The organism is Lentzea sp. CC55, from assembly GCF_021056325.1.
Lineage (GTDB): Bacteria > Actinomycetota > Actinomycetes > Mycobacteriales > Pseudonocardiaceae > Lentzea > Lentzea jiangxiensis.
Window position 1 is genome coordinate 23,104 of the sequence record NZ_JAJCXE010000005.1, and the last position, 15,268, is coordinate 38,371.

Consider the following 15,268-nt stretch of genomic DNA (forward strand, 5'->3'; position numbering starts at 1 on the left):
CCGGCGCGTCGATCACCTGATGATCGAACATTTGTTCGATATGAGGTATGCTGCGCGCTGAGGCCGGCACGCAAGAGAGAGGAAGCTCTTGCGCGCCGGCCTCACTCTTCCTCAAGCGACCTTCTGCCCGGTCGCGACGTTCATCCGGTTCCAGAAGTTGATGGCGCCGATCGCGATCACGAGACCCGCGAGCTGGTCGTCGGAGTAGTGCTTCGCCGCCTCGTCCCAGACGTCGTCGCTCACGTGCACGCGCGTGATCTGCTCCGCGAGAGCGAATCCGGCCTTCTCGGCGTCGGTGTAGTACGGCACGTCCCGCCACCCCGCGACGGCGTAGACCTTCTCGTCCGCCACGTTCGCCTTGCGCAGCAGCTTGGTGTGGTAGTCGATGCACGTGCCGCAGCCGTTCATGATGCTGACGCGCAGGCAGATCAGCTCCACGTAGTTCCCGTCGAGGCCCGTGGCGGCCGCGGCCTCGGACAGGTCCAGCAGTGCCTTCATCGCGCCGGGCACGGACATGATCGGGTTGGCGATCCTCATCGTCGTTCTCCCTGTCGTCTCTTCGTCTTCCGCCCTCTCGACCCGGCGGGCGGCGGAGGTGTGACAGGTTCTCCGAAGATCTTCCCTACGCGCTGACCCCCTGGCCGAGACCGCCGTCGACCGCGAGCTCGGCACCGGTCGTGAACGTGGCCTCGAAGGCGAGGAACAGCACGGCGCTCGCCACCTCGTCCATCGTGCCGTGGCGCTTGAGCGGCGTGATGCGGTCGCCCTCCTCCTTGAACTGCTCGAGCACCTCCCGCGGCACACCCGAGACGCCCATCGACGGCGTGTCGATGAAGCCGGGGCTGACGACGTTGACCCGGACGTTCCGCGGCGCCAGTTCGGCCGCGAGCCCCCGCGCGAACGCCCGCACCGCCGCCTTCGCCCCCGCGTAGACGCTCAGGCCCGGCGAGCCGAGGACCGTGGCGACGCTCGTCGTGAAGACGATCGAGCCGCCCTCCTTGACCAGCGGCGCCAGGTGCTGGGCGGTGAAGAACGCGCCCTTGGTGTTCACGTCGAACGTGCGGTCGTAGTCGGCCTCGCTCGTCTGGTCGAACGGCGTGAGGGTGGAGAAGCCGACGTTGACGAACAGCAGGTCGACGTCCTGGAACCGGTGCTCCACCTCGGACCTGAGCCTGGCGATGTCGCCGAGGTCCGTCGCGTCGGAGGCGATCGCGTGGGCCTTGAGCCCCTCGATCCGCTCCGCGGTGCGGCCGGTCAGCACGACGTCGACGCCGTTCTCGACGAGCATTTCCACGGTCGCGCGGCCCATGCCGTGCGTGCCGCCCGTGACGACGGCCTTCTTGCCCAGGTACTTCACTTGCGGATCTCCTCGATGACACTCGCGATGCTGTGCGCGCCGTGGCCGTTGCGCTGGGCGCGTTCGAACAGGTCGTGCAGGGCCTGCGGGAGGGTGGTGTCGAGCCCCTGCTCCCGGCCGGCCTCGGTGAACATCCGCAGCCCGGCCACGTTGATGTCCACCGCGGACACCTCGGTCTCGTACTGCCTGCTCTGCGTCTCCTCGCCCATCCGGGGCAGGAGGGTGGTCATCTCGTTCAGCCAGCTCACGGCCATCGGCGTGAACTTCTCGGGCGCGATGCCCGCGGTGCCCATCAACGCGACCGCCTGCAGGTAACCGCCGAACGCGGCCCACATGAGTCCGAGCAGCGCCAGGTCGTACAGCGCGGCCAGCCCGGCGTCCTCCCCCACGTGCACCGGCTCGCCGAACGCGTCGAGCACGTAGTGGTTCTCGTTGCCGCTGAACAGGATCCGCGCCTGCGGTGTGCCGATCTGCTGCGGCACCGCCATGATCACGCCGTCCACGTACTCGATGCCGTTGGCCTCGGCCCACTGAGCGGTGTTCCTGGCCTCCTCCGGAGTGCCGGACGTCAGGTTGACGAGCGTCTTGATGTCGTTGGTGAGCAACGGCCGCTGAGCGTCGTACGTGGACAGGCACGTGACGACGATGTCGCTCTTGAACGCCTCTTCCGGGGTGCTGACACGCGTGGTGTTCGGCGGCGTCGGCTTGTCCTCGGACCGGTTCCACACGGTCACCTCGTAGCCCTTGTCGACGAGGGCCGCGGCGAGCGCGCTGCCCATGCGTCCCAGGCCGAGCACACTCACGGTCTTCTTGATCTCCATGCCGGAAATGCTCGTTCCGACACTGACTTCTCGACAAGTACCTACTATTTTGTCAGGTACCCACCTTTTGGTAAGGATCCTGATGAAGCCACGAAGTTACGCTTGCGGACTCGACGCGGCGATCGACGTCATCGGCGGCCGCTGGAAGGCCCTGATCCTCTGGGCGCTGCACCACGGCCCGACGCGCACGGGTGAGCTGCGCCGGTCCGTGTCCGGCATCAGCGAGAAGATGCTCATCCAGGTGCTGCGCGAGATGGAGGCGGACGAGATCGTGCACCGCGAGGTGTTCCACGAGGTCCCGCCCCGCGTCGAGTACTCGCTGACGCCACTCGGCGTGCGGCTGAACGAGGCGCTGCTGCCGTTGGGCGACTGGGGCGAGGAGAACATGCGGACGATCGCGCGCCGTCGTGGGGTGGAGCCGGCGCCCCGGCACTAACCTTGCGCGGCGGTGGTTCCGCCCACCCCGGGATCTCCCCCTCAGCGTTGGCGAGCCGCATCCGGACGGGCCTGGGCGACCGACCGCCGGGCCGCGCCGAGGAGGGTCACCGGTCGAAGTACACGACAGTGGCGTCGTCGGAAACCTTCTCGCGCGGCCACTCCACGGCCTTCGCGTCTTCCTTTTCGACGGCGCGCATTTTGCGGATGAGGTCATCCGGCCCGTTGGCCGCCATCAACTCGAGGGCCTGGCGCCAGTCGAAGAGGTTGAACAGGTCCACGGCCCGCGCCGCCCCGTCGGACAGGATCGCGACCCTCCGCACGTCCTGCAGCGGCACCTCACCCGTGAGCGCGTGCTCGACGTCGGCGACCCGGGGGCCGGCCGTGCGCCGGGACCGCGTGTCGCTCACCACGAGCAGCTCGCGCTTGCCGTCGACCACCACCGTGGCGTCGCCGAGCACCAGGTACCGCAGCACGTCGTCCTTGATCTGCACCACCGCGATCGCCGCGCTCGGCGAGTCCGGGTGCTCGAGGTCGCACGTGCCGGAGTGCAGATCGGCGGCCTGCCGGACGGCTTCGGTGAGCGCCGCGGACGGGTCGAGGTGGGCGAAGCGCAGGATCTCCGCGGAGAGCTGGTCGGCGAACCAGCCGACGCCGTGCTCGCAGCCGGTCTCCGGCTTGGCCGTGACGCCGTCGAGCACGGCGAGCAGGTTCGGCCCGACGAGCGCCCGGTCCTCGCTCGGCGCGGTCGTCCGTCCCGCCTCCGTTGCCATCTGCGTGCGCACAGCGTCCCCCTCCGCGACAACACCCGATGTACGACGATGGGCCTCTGACCTCGCCGGTCAGAGGCCCATCGTTCGGCCTGGCCCCGCGGAGCCTACCGGCACGGTTTCGCGATCCGGTCCTGAACCGGCACTTGATCACGGGTCACGCGCCCGGCTCAGCGCCTCACCGGGAAACCCGCCCCAGTTGACGGCGCAGCCACGCCGCTCGGGCCGCGACGGCGTCCCGCGAGAGCACGGCATGAGGGACCACGACGTCGAACCCGTGGAACCCGCCGGGCCACACGTGCAGTTCGACGTCGCAGCCCGCCTGCCACATGCGGCTCGCGTGGGCGACGTCCTCGTCCCGGAACGTCTCGGCCGACCCGACGTCGACGAAGGCGGGCGGCAGTCCGGAGAGGTCCGCGGCGCGGGAAGGCGCGGCGTACGGGGACACGTCCGGCCCTCCGCGAACACCGTCGCCGAGGAGCGCGTTCCACCCGGTCTCGTTCGAGGAGCTGTCCCAGATGCCGAGGCCGCGCATCTGCCGCGCGGAGGGCGAGTCGTTGCGGTCGTCGAGCATCGGCGACAGGAGCAGCTGGGCCAGGACGGCGGGGCCGTTGCGGTCGCGTGCCATCAGGGCTACACCTGCCGCGAGGCCGCCGCCGGCGCTCGCACCGCCGATGACGATGCGCTCGGGGTCGATGTTCAGCTCGTGGGCGTGACGCGACAGCCACTCCAGGCCCGCGTAGCAGTCCTCGACGGGACCGGGGTGGGGTGTCTCGGGTGCGAGCCGGTACTCGACCGAGACCACGGCCATGCCCAGCGGTGCGGCCAGGTCCAGCATCTCGGCCAGGCCGAACCGGTTGTCCCCGACGATCATGCCGCCGCCGTGGACGTGGTAGAGCGCCGGGGCCGGGACCGCCGCGTGCTGCGGGAGGCAGATCAGCAGCGGGACGTCCGGTTCCCCGTCCGGCCCCGGGACCGTCCGCTCCCGCACGCTGTAGGCGCCACCGCGCGAGAGGACCTCGTCGGTCGGGGTCTCCACCCCGGGAACGGGCGCGCGCATCTCGACGATGTTGTCCGGGCGGTACGCGTCGGGGGGCCGCAGGCCGGTCAGCACCTCGACGACGGGAGCGAGCTCCGGGTCGAAGGGTGGCGGCGGTCCGACCGGCTGTCTGGAGGACCGGTCCTCGACTTGCGTGGTCATGCGTTCTCCATGCTGGTCGCTCGTGGGTGGCTTGCCGGAACCGGCTCCTGGCTCAGACGGTCGGAACGGTCCCGCCGTCGATCACGTACTCGGCGCCCACGATCGCCGAGGCGCGGTCCGAGACCAGGAACCCGACCAGGTCCGCGATCTCCTCGGTCTGCGCGAACCGCCCCAGGGGCACGCCTCCCAAGGAGTCGTAGATGGTCTGCTTGGCCGCCTCGCGCGTGAGTCCGTTGCCCTCGGCGATCCGGTCCACGAACCTCTCGTAGGCCTCGGTCTCGATCCCGCCGGGGCTGATCGCGTTGACCCGCACGCCGCGCGGCGCGAGCTCGTTGGCGAGTCCCTTGCTGTACGTGCGCAGAGCGGCCTTCGCCGCCGCGTACGCCAGGGACGCGTCGTACAGGGGCAGTTCCCGCTGGATCGAGGTGAAGTGCAGCACCACGCCCGCCCCGGACTCGACCATCGCCGGCAGAAGGGCGCGGTCGAGCCGCACCGCCCCCAGGAAGTTGAGGTTCAGCTCGGTGAGCCACTGGTCATCGGTGATGACCGCGAATCCACCGGGCGGCGTCGAAGCACCTCCGACGACGTGCACCAGGATGTCGAGCGCGCCGCCGGCCTCGGCGATCCGAGCGGCCACCGCGGTGGTGCCTTCGACCGTCGTCACGTCCGCTTCGATGAACCGGTCGGGGTGCTCGTACCCGTCGGGCATCGTTCGCGCCGTCACGTAGACGTCGGCGCCCATCTCCCGCAGCCTCTCCGCGACGGCCTTGCCGGAGCCCTTCGACCCGCCCGTGACCAGCGCGCGGCGACCGTCGAGACGATCGCGATCCGAACCGGACATCTGTTCCTCCACTGGAGATCGGTGTGGCACGGCTTCGGTCAGACCGTGTGGTTGGCGATGACGAGTTCGGCGACGAGGTCGTCCCGCAGCGCGAACCGGTAGTCGAGCTCGGCGACTCCGCCCGGGAAGGTGCCCTCGATCCGCACGGTCACCACCCAGTGGTCGTCGTCGACGCGGCGGGCACCGATCTGCTCGGTGGTGTACTCGAACTCGGACCCGGCGTCCCGCAGGAACGCGTGGACCTCTTCCCTGCCGCGGAAGGTCTCGTCCTGGTCGACGACCACCACGTCCTCGGTGAGGAACGACGAGGCGGTGCCGGCGTCGCGGACGACGTGGGCGGCGAGGAACTCGCGCACGGTGGCCGGGAGCAGATCGGACGGGAGGTCGGTGTGCTGTGTCATGAGCCCACCGTGCGGCCTCGCGGCGCGGGAGGGTCAAGCCGTGGACCCTCCCCCGGGGAGAGAGTCCACAATGAACGGATGTTGACCATCGGGGAGTTCTCGCGCCTGACCCACCTGAGCGTGCGGACCCTGCGCCGGTACCACGAGGCGGCCCTGCTGGAACCCGCCGTGGTGGACGAGAACTCCGGCTACCGCTACTACGGCGTCGACCAGATCCCGACCGCGCAGGTCATCCACCGGCTCCGCGAGCTCGACGTCCCCCTGAGCGACGTGCAGCGAGTCCTGCGGACCCCCGACCCGGACGTCCGGGCGACCCTGGTCGCGGACCACCTGCACCGCCTCGAGGACGTGCTCGACCGCACGCGGGCCGCGGTCGTGTCGCTGCGGCGCCTGCTCCGGCCCGACCCCGCGCCGATCGACGTCGAGCTGCGCGCGGAGCCGGCCAGGACCGTCGCGGCGGTGGAGGCCGTGGTCGCAAGCCGCGACATCACGACCTGGTACGCGGGCGCGATGGCCGAGCTGGAGGCGGCCGTCGGCGCCGCCGTGACCGGACCGCCGGGCGGCAACTACGACAACGCCCTCTTCGAACAGGAGCGCGGTCACGCGCTCGTCTACCTGCCGACCGCCGCGCCGCCTCGCACCGGACGCGTGCACCCCGCAACCCTCCCGGCCGCGGAACTGGCCGTCACCACGCACGTCGGCGAGCACGACGGCATCGAGGTCACGTACGGCGCACTGGGGACCTGGGTGGTGGAGAACGCGATGTCGGTGGCCGGGCCGGTGCGGGAGGTCTACCTCGTCGGCCCTCGTGACTCGAGCGATCCCGCCGAGTGGCGCACCGAGATCGGCTGGCCGGTCTTCCGCGTGACGTGAGGCGGAGTCGGAGAACGCCGGAATCGGCGCACACGACAGAAAAGGTCCCTGTGACTCAGCTCGCGCTGGTCACAGGGACCTTTTGCTGTGGCGGGTAGAGGATTCGAACCTCTGTAGCTTTCGCGACGGATTTATAGAGCACCGCAACCACTACGCTTGAACTGGTAATTCACAGCCTACAGCTATAACTTCGGTATCGGCTCGGCGCACGCGCCTCGGGCCGAACATCACTCTGGGACTGGTGATGCAGACCAGCCGATTCGCTCGACAGCCGTACTACCGGTGGCGTGCCCGCCCGGTCACCGACACAGAACTCGAACAGGCGTATCGGGCGGACGCGTTGTGCGACGCTCACCGCGACGATCCGGAGTTCGTCTACCGGTTCCTGGCCGACGAAGCCCGTGACGCCGGTGTGTCGATGGCGGACCGGACCGCGTGGCGGATCTGCTCGTCGCTGGGCTGGTGCAGCGCGTTCGGCAAGAAACGCGGCCGCAACGGCAAGAAGGCCGGTCCGCCGGTCCACGACGACCTGGTCCGCCGCGATTTCACCGCCACCGCGCCGAACCGGCTGTAGCTGGCCGACATCACCGAACACCGCACCACAGAAGGAAAGCTGTACCTGTGCGCGGTCAAGGACGTCTGCTCCAACCGGATCGTCGGCTACTCCATCGACTCCCGGATGAAGTCCCGCCTCGCCGTCACCGCGCTCACCAACGCCATCGCCCGCCGCAGTGAGGTCGGCGGCTGCGTGGTGCACACCGACCGCGGATCCAGTTCCGGTCCAGGAAATTCGTCCGTGCGCTCGCGCGTCACGGCCTGTCCGGGTCGATGGGGCGGGTGGGCGCGGCGGGTGACAACGCAGCCATGGAACGCTTCTTTGCGTTGCTGCAGAACAATGTTCTCGACCGCCGCACCTGGTCCACCCGCGATGAACTGCGGACGGCGATCGTCACCTGGATCGAACGCACCTATCACCGCCGACGGCGCCAAACCGCCCTCGGCCGGTTGACCCGCGTCGAATACGAAGCAATCATGACCACGTCAGCCAGTCAGGCTGCGTGACTATCACTGTCACCTACTCGTGCAGTAGACCCGATCGTCGTTGTGTGGCGAACCCGATTCAGTTCCGCACGGTGCTTCGTGAGGCCGGGGGCATCGGCCGCACGGGCGCCAAGCTGGTGGCGTTCTTCGCGCTGATGTTCTTCACGGCGCTTCGGCCTGAGGAGGCTTCCAACGTCAGGCTCTACAACCTGCGGCTGCCTCCGAAGGTGTGGAACGAGGAGGCACAGCGTTGGGAAGTTCATGAGTGGGGCGTGATCGACCTTGAGGGGGCAGCCCCCGAGGTAGGTGGCGAGTGGACGGACAGCGGCAAGCGGCATGAGGAGCGAGAGCTCAAGCACCGTCACAAGGGCTTCGGCCGACCGGTCCCAATGTGCCCGGAGTTGGCTCTCTACCTCTACGAACACATAGCGATGTTCGGCATTGGGCCGCGTGAGCTGCTGTTCGTCGCCGAGCACGGCGGGCGCATCGGCAGCTCGACTTAAAGGCGGATCTGGGATCTCGCCCGCAAGATCGCGTTCACTGCGGAGGCGGCGGCTGGCCCGCTGGCGAAACGGCCGTACGACCTACGCCATGCCTGTGTGACGTTCTGGCTCAACCTGGTCAAGGAGCCTAAGCGAGTAGCTAAGTGGGCAGGACACAGCCTCGCAGTGTTGCTCCGCGAATACGCCAAGTGCTCCGACGGGGGTGAGCAAGAAGCTTTGCGGAACATGCAGGAGGGGCTTGGAGGCCCAATCGCTGCGTTCAAGGCAGCATAGCTGCGGCAGGGGAGGGACATCAGAATCAACTCTTTGCGATCTCACGATCAGCATCCGGGAATCCGAGATATTCCTTCTGTCGCGGAATCTTGCTGAACTGACGGTGACGAGACAAATCCATTAAGTAAAGAGTAGCCAGGATGTAGCCAACGATCTAAGGTAGACGGCGCACAAGGGCTCCTTGTGCACGTTGTCTAGAGCAAGGTTCTCTAGGCCGAGAGATTGGCGAAGCATGCCCAGATATGTCAGCGTTCCCACAGACGCAACGCAACACTTGATCCGCCAAGCATATGACGCCGGTGGTCCATACCAATGGGCCCGCGAGGCGTGGCGGAATTCAGACGAGAGCGGCGCCACTCGTATCGTCTTCGACGTCGAACGTCAGGCAGCAGAGCGCACCGGAGTGCTCCGGCGAGTCATCATCGACAACGGTGAAGGCATGGAGCCGGATGATATGAGGACATTCTTGACCACCTTCGGCGGCGGAGGAAAACCCATCGGAGTCGACTCCAACTTCGGACAGGGTTTCAAATCTTCCGTTCTTCCGTGGAATCCATACGGCGTAGTCGTAATCAGCTACACCCGCATGACCCCAGAAGGTTCGATGCTTTGGATCGAAAAGGATCCACAAGGCCGCTTTCTCCTTCGCGAATGGGAAATTAGAGACGAGTCGGGTGACGTAGCTGTAACGAATCAGGTCGAGCCTTTTGATGATCAAGAGCACGGTTGCAACTGGTCGCTGGTAAAGCCGGACTGGCTTGAGACCGGCACCATCATGGTGCTTCTTGGAGACGGGCCGAACGCAAACACCGTTGACGGTGACCCGGACCCCAATAGACAGGAGACCGCAAAGGGACTACTTCGCTACCTCAACAGCCGGCTTCTGGACGTGCCGGTGCGCGAAGGAAAACCCGTGGATACCACCATCGTCATCTTGGAGCAGGTAAAAGCACGCACCGCAGACCGGCGATCGACGAAAGACAGCACCATCACCCTTCCCGATCAAAGCATCCTTGCGGTTCATCAGCGCAAGGTCCGCGGGATGAAAAGTTTCATCCCCACCGAGGCCGTCACAGGACCTGCTATCACGATCGATGATCACGGCACCCTCTTGGAGTGGCACTACGTTCCGGAGCCGCACTCTCCAGTTGGGGGTAGCGCTGACTACATCGCCTCCAAGCCTGTGGTGGTCGTCGACTATCAAGGCGAGGCGTATCACGCCGATGCGAGCATCCATCGATACCGCCAGTTCGGCGTTACGGATGAAATCCGCGGTCGAACTTGGATTGTGATTCGGCCACCCGTATATAGCGACCAGCGTCCCACAAAATGGGGCGTGCTCACGCAGGCTTCGCGAAACATACTGATGACAAAGGGAGGCGGAGAACTTCCTTGGGAGGCGTGGGGCAACAACTTCTACAACAGCTTTCCGAAGGAGTTGGCCGACGCTCGCGACAAAGCGCGGGCGAAGATCACCGCGAACACAGATCCAAACATGGCCAAGAATCTTTCGCGCATCCTGGATCGGCTCAATCCTCGCTTCAAAGCCTCTCGACTCGTATCCTCCGCCATCGGCAAGATCGCCGGGTTTACAACGAGCGCAAAGGCTGGCACACCAGGAATTCGTCCAGTCAAAGTGGTCCCAAAAACTGGAGGCACTCCCGGCGGCCCAGGGGGCACCTCGGGTAGCCAGGAAATTGTCACACCTTCCCCAGGCGGTCCAGTGAAGGCAAAAGAAACGAGCCTGCGCGGCGGCTACCCCACCTTTGAATGGAAGGCGTTCGAAGGAGATCAGCGCAAGTACCTTGCCGATTACAACGAAAAAGATAGCCCGCGCACAGAAGATGGGCACACCTTTCAGGGTGTAGTGTACTTGAACACCAAGCACCCCGTATTCATCCAGGAGATCAATTACTGGACTGACGAGGTATGGCCGAAGGCGGACCCGAGCGAGGTCACTCGCCTAGTGCAAGACGTTTACGGCCAGGAGGCTGTAGCCCATGTCGTACACGCAGATAGGCTTAACGGCTCCGTGGTCGGTCGTGACGACGATGGCACGATCGTTCGACTGGGCCCGGAGGACGTCAAGGAACTCCTTAGTCCTGCGTCGCTTACAGCAGGCCTGCTCGGTCTGGTCAATGTAGAGCAACGCATCCTCACTCGTGGTGGCGGCTTGTTCGGTAGCCGAGCCAACGCCTCATAGCTTCTCGGGAAACTTCGACTGACCAGTTAATTCAAACTCCCGAGGCATGGCAGCTGACTCAGATAGCCTGGGCACACGGGGATGAACGCCGGGTACACCTATAAGCGGATGTACCCGGCGTGTCCTACTGCCTGAACCACGCCCCTCGTCGCGCGGCTCCATCTCGAAGAGATGCAAGCAGCACTTACCTAGCGGCTACCCCGTATTGACACGATGGCCCTGAAGACCGCAGCGATTGCGCCGACTCACCAGGCTCTGCTCATGCGGCCGATAGCCCGCGAACCCAGAGACGCGCAGTCCGCCGTGGAGCCGGACCTGGCGGCGGACCGACGTACAAGACTCCGACATGGCCCCAGAAGCGCGCGTTCCTGCTGAGCGGCCTTCTTGCCTGGCTGCGTACTTCAAGACCTGACAGCCCCGGCACACGCCCTCGAACGGCGACCGATGTGGCCGGCCATAGGATGCGGGTAGAGCTTGCCGAACTTCGGCGCTTCTTCGGCACAGACACCAGCAACCGGCCGGATCGAGCCGGCCAGCACGACAAAGGCCCTGTGACCAGTTCTCGCTGGTCACAGGGCCTTCGGTCCTGCTGTGGCGGGTAGAGGATTCGAACCTCTGTAGCTTTCGCGACGGATTTACAGTCCGCTCCCATTGGCCGCTCGGGCAACCCGCCCCACACCGTCGTAACGGTGCGGGCAGAACAATACATAACCCCTTCGGGAGGCCCCAAATCGGGGTACCCCAGTAGCATCGACGCTGGCTGTGACCCCGAGATCGTGGAGGAGTGAAGTCGTGGCGGACCCGTCGTTCGACGTGGTGAGCAAGGTGGACCGGCAGGAGGTCGACAACGCGCTCAACCAGGCGGCCAAGGAGCTGAGCACCCGCTTCGACTTCCGCGGGACCGGCACCACAGTGGCCTGGGCCGGCGAGGAGGCAATCACCTTCACCTCGGAGACCGAGGAGCGCTGCAAGGCGGCGATCGACGTCTTCCAGGAGAAGCTGGTCAAGCGCAACATCTCGATGAAGGCGTTCGAGGTGGGCGAGCCGGCCGTGTCCGGAAAGGTGTTCAAGGTCACGGGGAACCTCGTGCAGGGCATCACTTCCGAGAAGGCCAAGGAGATCGCCAAGAAGATCCGCGAGGAGGCGCCGAAGGGCGTCCAGGCGCAGATCCAGGGCGACCAGCTGCGGGTGTCGGGCAAGAAGAAGGACCACCTGCAGGAGGTCATCGCGCTGCTCAAGGGCTCCGATTTCGGCATCGCCCTCCAGTTCACCAACTACCGGTGAAGGGGATCGTCCTCGCCGGTGGCAGCGGGACGCGCCTGCACCCGATCACGCAGGCCGTCTCCAAGCAGCTGCTGCCGGTGTACGACAAGCCGATGATCTACTACCCGCTGTCGGTGCTCATGCTGGCCGGCATCCGGGAAGTGCTGATCATCTCCACGCCGGTCGACTTACCGCTGTTCCGGCGGTTGCTCGGCGACGGGTCGCAGTGGGGCATGTCGTTCGAGTACGCGGAGCAGGCCGCGCCGAACGGGCTCGCGGAGGCGTTCGTCATCGGCGCCGGCTTCGTCGGGGACGACGACGTGGCGCTGGTGCTGGGCGACAACATCTTCTACGGCCAGGGCTTCTCCACGACGCTGCAGCACCACGCGTCCACTTTGGACGGGTGCGTGCTGTTCGGGTACCAGGTGAAGGACCCCGAGCGGTACGGCGTGGGCGAGGTCGACGCGACCGGGAAGCTGCTGTCCATCGAGGAGAAGCCGAAGGAGCCGAAGTCGAACCGGGCGATCACCGGGCTCTACTTCTACGACAACGGCGTGGTGGACATCGCGCGCGGCCTCAAGCCGTCGCCGCGCGGCGAGCTGGAGATCACCGACGTCAACCTCGCGTACCTGCGCGAGGGTCGTGCGCACCTGGTGGACCTCAGCCGCGGCTTCGCGTGGCTCGACACCGGCACGCACGACTCGATGCTCGAAGCCGCGCAGTTCGTGCAGGTGCTGGAGCACCGGACCGGCGTGCGCATCGCGTGTCCCGAGGAGATCGCACTGCGCATGGGCTTCATCTCCGCGCAGGAGTGCTATGCGCTCGGCGAGAAGCTCGGCAAGTCCGGGTACGGCGAGTACCTCATGGCCGTGGCGCAGGCGATCCGCTAGCGCCGGGCCATCTCCTCGAGCCTGCGGATGCGGTCGGCGATCGGCGGGTGGGTCGAGAACCACTTCGCGAACTGCTCCCCGGAGCGGAACGGGTTCGCGATCATCAGGTGGCTCTGCGACACCACCTCCGGCTCCGGCGCGAGCGGCGCCGCCCGCGTCCCCTGCTCGATCTTGCGCAGCGCCGAGGCCAGCGCGAGCGGGTCGCCGGTGAGCTCGGCGCCGGACTGGTCTGCCTGGAACTCGCGGGAGCGGCTCACAGCCAGGCGCACGACCGTGGCCGCGACCGGGCCGAGCAACGCGATCAGCAGCAGGCCGAGCGGGCCGGGGCCCTCGTCGTCGTCGCTGCCGCCGAAGATCCCGGCGAACAGGGCCAGGTTCGCGAGCATCGTGATCACGCCGGCCAGCGCGCCGGCGACGCAGCTGATCAGGATGTCGCGGTTGTAGACGTGCGCGAGCTCGTGGCCGAGCACGGCGCGCAGTTCGCGTTCGTCGAGCAGGTCGAGAATGCCGGTCGTGCAGCACACGGCGGCGTTGCGGGGGTTGCGGCCCGTCGCGAACGCGTTGGGGGCCACCGTCGGGCTCAGGTACAGCCTGGGCATGGGCTGGCGGGCCTTCTGCGACAGCTCCCGCACGATCGCGAAGAGCACGGGCTGCTCCACCTGCGACACGGGCCGCGCCCGCATCGCCCGCAGCGCGAGCTTGTCCGAGTTGAAGTACGCGTAGGCGTTCACGCCCAAGGCCAGCACCAGGCCGATGACCAGTGCCGTTCGCCCGAACAAGCTGCTGACCAGCACGATCAGCGCGCTCATCCCGCCGAGCAGCACGGCCGTCTTCAACCCGTTGAAGTGCTTGTGCACGGTTGCGCCTCCGGGTCTTTACGTCCTACCTCTCAACGAACCAGGCCGCCTGCCAGTTCCTGTCGCCGTCTCCGGCGCGGCCTCCGCCGCCGGGTCGAGCGGTGGCGGCGGTGGCACCTTCTCGACCCACGTCGCGAGCACGTCCCGTTCGTGGACCAGTTCCGCCACGGCACCGTCGCCCTCGACCGAGCCCGTTCCCGGGTAGCCGAACGCCGGCGCCCAGTGCAGGGCGTCGAACGGGCACACCTCGACGCAGATGCCGCAGTAGAGGCACTGGCCGTAGTCGATCGCGAACCGGTCGAGGACGTTGCGGCTGCGCGGGCGGGCGCTGCCGGGCTGCTGCTCGACCTCGGTGTGGCTGGTGATGTGGATGCACCAGTCGGGACATTCGCGCGCGCAGATCATGCAGACCGTGCAGTTGGCCTCCAGCAGCGCGATGACGCCTCTCGTGCGCGGTGGAAGGTTCGTCACGACTGCTCCTCTTCACGACGCGGGCCCCACGAGGGGTCCGGCACTCCTGGCGGTGCGGTGCGGCGGCGGCTCGGCGCGCTGGTGGTGTCCTCGCCCGGCTCCAGGCGGCCGGGCCACGGGCGCACGACGCGGGAGGCGAGCACGAAGTCCTTGCGCAGCGGGTGGCCCTGGAAGCTGTCCGACAGCAGCAGGTGCTCCGGCGCGCCGCCGACGGTGATGCCGAACATCTCGGCGGCCTCGCGCTCGTGCCAGTGCGCGCCCTTCCAGAGGTGGGCGACGCTCGGCAGCGCCTCGTCGGGGCCGAGCTCGGTGCGCAGCATCACGCCCTCGCGCGTCCGCGGGTCGATCACGTGCAGGAACACGGCGTGGCGCTGCCCGACGGCACCGGGACGGCCCGCGTCCTCGACGCCGAGCCAGTCGAACATCACGAACCCCTCGGCGTGGTGCGCCGCGGCCGTCGCGCTCCAGGCGGCGAGCTCCACGTGGTGGATCGTCTGACCGAAAGCGGTCTTCGGGGTCGTCACGCGTTCACCAGCCGGTGCAGCGCCTTGAGGCCTTCGAGCAGCGCTTCGGGGCGCGGCGGGCAGCCGGGAACGGCGACGTGGACGGGGAGGGCCTGGTCGATGCCCTTGGTGACGCTGTAGGAATCCCAGTACGGGCCGCCCGTGTTGCTGCAGGCGCCCACGGAGATGACGTAACGGGGTTCGGGCATGGCCTCGAAACTGCGGAGGACAGCGGGCAACATGACGTCGGTGACGGTGCCGGAGACGACGAGGACGTGCGCCTCGCCCGCGCCGTCCACCGGCGTGACGCCGAGGTCGGGAAGGCGGTCGAGAGCCGCCATCACTTCGACCCCGCAGCAGGCGAGTCCGAGTTCGAGAACGGTGACCTGGTAGGTGGTGCCCCAGTCCAGGCGAGCGGAAGCCGTCACAACGGCTGAGAGTAGTACTTGGGGGCCCGCCGGCTCACGCCTGGCGGACCCCCACCCCCCAATGATTCCCCCCGGAATCGGCTCCCACGCGTGGTCGCCGCGGATAGTTTTGTACACCGCGCGATAAGTGTCCAGGG

Annotated in this window: 17 protein-coding genes, 1 tRNA gene and 1 pseudogene; 7 read left to right on the forward strand and 12 right to left on the reverse strand. The window is 67.2% G+C overall.

Going from position 1 to position 15,268, the window contains the following annotated elements:
- Positions 1-111 precede the first annotated feature (111 nt).
- From L6E10_RS03640 to L6E10_RS03650, 3 genes are all read right to left on the reverse strand, one after another.
- The gene (locus L6E10_RS03640; protein WP_236216775.1) at positions 112-537 is read right to left on the reverse strand and encodes a carboxymuconolactone decarboxylase family protein; all 426 of its coding nucleotides are present in this window, start codon (positions 535-537) and stop codon (positions 112-114) included.
- An 85-nt stretch (positions 538-622) separates the two neighbouring features.
- A complete protein-coding gene (locus tag L6E10_RS03645; RefSeq protein WP_236216777.1) occupies positions 623-1,357 on the reverse strand; it encodes an SDR family NAD(P)-dependent oxidoreductase in 735 nt (244 codons plus the stop codon).
- Positions 1,354-2,178: an NAD(P)-dependent oxidoreductase gene (locus L6E10_RS03650; RefSeq protein WP_236216779.1), complete on the reverse strand. Its 825-nt coding sequence runs from the start codon at positions 2,176-2,178 to the stop codon at positions 1,354-1,356. The genes L6E10_RS03645 and L6E10_RS03650 overlap by 4 nt, the downstream gene beginning before the upstream one ends.
- Before the next feature lie 82 nt (positions 2,179-2,260).
- Between L6E10_RS03650 and L6E10_RS03655 the strand changes: the two genes are divergently transcribed.
- Positions 2,261-2,614: a helix-turn-helix domain-containing protein gene (locus L6E10_RS03655; protein ID WP_236216781.1), complete on the forward strand. Its 354-nt coding sequence runs from the start codon at positions 2,261-2,263 to the stop codon at positions 2,612-2,614.
- Between the two features lie 106 nt (positions 2,615-2,720).
- On the opposite strand, the gene L6E10_RS03660 is transcribed toward L6E10_RS03655, so the two are convergent.
- The 4 genes from L6E10_RS03660 to L6E10_RS03675 all read right to left on the reverse strand — a co-directional run bounded on the left by L6E10_RS03660 (position 2,721) and on the right by L6E10_RS03675 (position 5,826).
- A complete protein-coding gene (locus L6E10_RS03660) occupies positions 2,721-3,398 on the reverse strand; it encodes a protein phosphatase 2C domain-containing protein (protein WP_236216782.1) in 678 nt (225 codons plus the stop codon).
- A gap of 163 nt (positions 3,399-3,561) precedes the next feature.
- Positions 3,562-4,584, reverse strand: a complete 1,023-nt coding sequence (locus L6E10_RS03665) for an alpha/beta hydrolase (protein ID WP_236216784.1) — start codon at positions 4,582-4,584, stop codon at positions 3,562-3,564.
- A gap of 52 nt (positions 4,585-4,636) precedes the next feature.
- Complete coding sequence (locus L6E10_RS03670; RefSeq protein WP_236216787.1) at positions 4,637-5,425, reverse strand: SDR family oxidoreductase; 789 nt, start codon at positions 5,423-5,425, stop codon at positions 4,637-4,639.
- A 38-nt stretch (positions 5,426-5,463) separates the two neighbouring features.
- Positions 5,464-5,826 carry a nuclear transport factor 2 family protein gene (locus L6E10_RS03675; RefSeq protein ID WP_236216789.1) on the reverse strand — a complete coding sequence of 121 codons (363 nt, stop codon included), beginning with the start codon at positions 5,824-5,826 and terminating at the stop codon, positions 5,464-5,466.
- 78 nt (positions 5,827-5,904) lie between these two features.
- Between L6E10_RS03675 and L6E10_RS03680 the strand changes: the two genes are divergently transcribed.
- The 4 genes and pseudogenes from L6E10_RS03680 to L6E10_RS03695 all read left to right on the forward strand — a co-directional run bounded on the left by L6E10_RS03680 (position 5,905) and on the right by L6E10_RS03695 (position 10,719).
- Positions 5,905-6,699 carry a MerR family transcriptional regulator gene (locus L6E10_RS03680; protein WP_236216791.1) on the forward strand — a complete coding sequence of 265 codons (795 nt, stop codon included), beginning with the start codon at positions 5,905-5,907 and terminating at the stop codon, positions 6,697-6,699.
- Between the two features lie 259 nt (positions 6,700-6,958).
- Positions 6,959-7,761 (forward strand): annotated as a pseudogene (locus tag L6E10_RS03685) (IS3 family transposase); the annotation flags it as partial.
- A gap of 44 nt (positions 7,762-7,805) precedes the next feature.
- Entirely contained in the window at positions 7,806-8,243 is a 438-nt protein-coding gene (locus L6E10_RS03690; protein WP_236216793.1) for a hypothetical protein, read from the forward strand.
- A 505-nt stretch (positions 8,244-8,748) separates the two neighbouring features.
- Entirely contained in the window at positions 8,749-10,719 is a 1,971-nt protein-coding gene (locus L6E10_RS03695) for a hypothetical protein (RefSeq protein WP_236216795.1), read from the forward strand.
- 592 nt (positions 10,720-11,311) lie between these two features.
- Here the strand turns inward: L6E10_RS03695 and L6E10_RS03700 are convergent.
- Positions 11,312-11,392 (reverse strand) — tRNA-Tyr (locus L6E10_RS03700).
- Positions 11,393-11,511: 119 nt separating this feature from the next.
- On the opposite strand from L6E10_RS03700, the gene L6E10_RS03705 reads away from it, so the two are divergent.
- Together L6E10_RS03705 and rfbA are read left to right on the forward strand one after the other, a co-directional pair.
- Positions 11,512-12,003 carry a YajQ family cyclic di-GMP-binding protein gene (locus tag L6E10_RS03705; protein ID WP_236216797.1) on the forward strand — a complete coding sequence of 164 codons (492 nt, stop codon included), beginning with the start codon at positions 11,512-11,514 and terminating at the stop codon, positions 12,001-12,003.
- Positions 12,000-12,872, forward strand: a complete 873-nt coding sequence (rfbA, locus tag L6E10_RS03710) for a glucose-1-phosphate thymidylyltransferase RfbA (protein WP_236216798.1) — start codon at positions 12,000-12,002, stop codon at positions 12,870-12,872. The genes L6E10_RS03705 and rfbA overlap by 4 nt, the downstream gene beginning before the upstream one ends.
- On the opposite strand, the gene htpX is transcribed toward rfbA, so the two are convergent.
- Genes htpX through L6E10_RS03730 form a run of 4 tightly spaced genes read right to left on the reverse strand, consistent with a single transcriptional unit; the run spans position 12,869 to position 15,131 of the window.
- On the reverse strand, positions 12,869-13,729 hold the full coding sequence (gene htpX, locus L6E10_RS03715) for a zinc metalloprotease HtpX (RefSeq protein WP_236216800.1): 861 nt from the start codon (positions 13,727-13,729) through the stop codon (positions 12,869-12,871). The two genes, rfbA and htpX, sit on opposite strands and share 4 nt — an antisense overlap.
- Positions 13,730-13,747: 18 nt before the next feature.
- Entirely contained in the window at positions 13,748-14,200 is a 453-nt protein-coding gene (locus L6E10_RS03720) for a 4Fe-4S binding protein (RefSeq protein WP_236216802.1), read from the reverse strand.
- Positions 14,197-14,724 (reverse strand): NADH-quinone oxidoreductase subunit C, encoded by a 528-nt coding sequence (locus L6E10_RS03725; RefSeq protein WP_236216804.1) that lies wholly within the window; start codon positions 14,722-14,724, stop codon positions 14,197-14,199. The genes L6E10_RS03720 and L6E10_RS03725 overlap by 4 nt, the downstream gene beginning before the upstream one ends.
- The gene (locus L6E10_RS03730; protein ID WP_090094656.1) at positions 14,721-15,131 is read right to left on the reverse strand and encodes an NADH-quinone oxidoreductase subunit B; all 411 of its coding nucleotides are present in this window, start codon (positions 15,129-15,131) and stop codon (positions 14,721-14,723) included. The genes L6E10_RS03725 and L6E10_RS03730 overlap by 4 nt, the downstream gene beginning before the upstream one ends.
- Positions 15,132-15,268 lie beyond the last annotated feature (137 nt).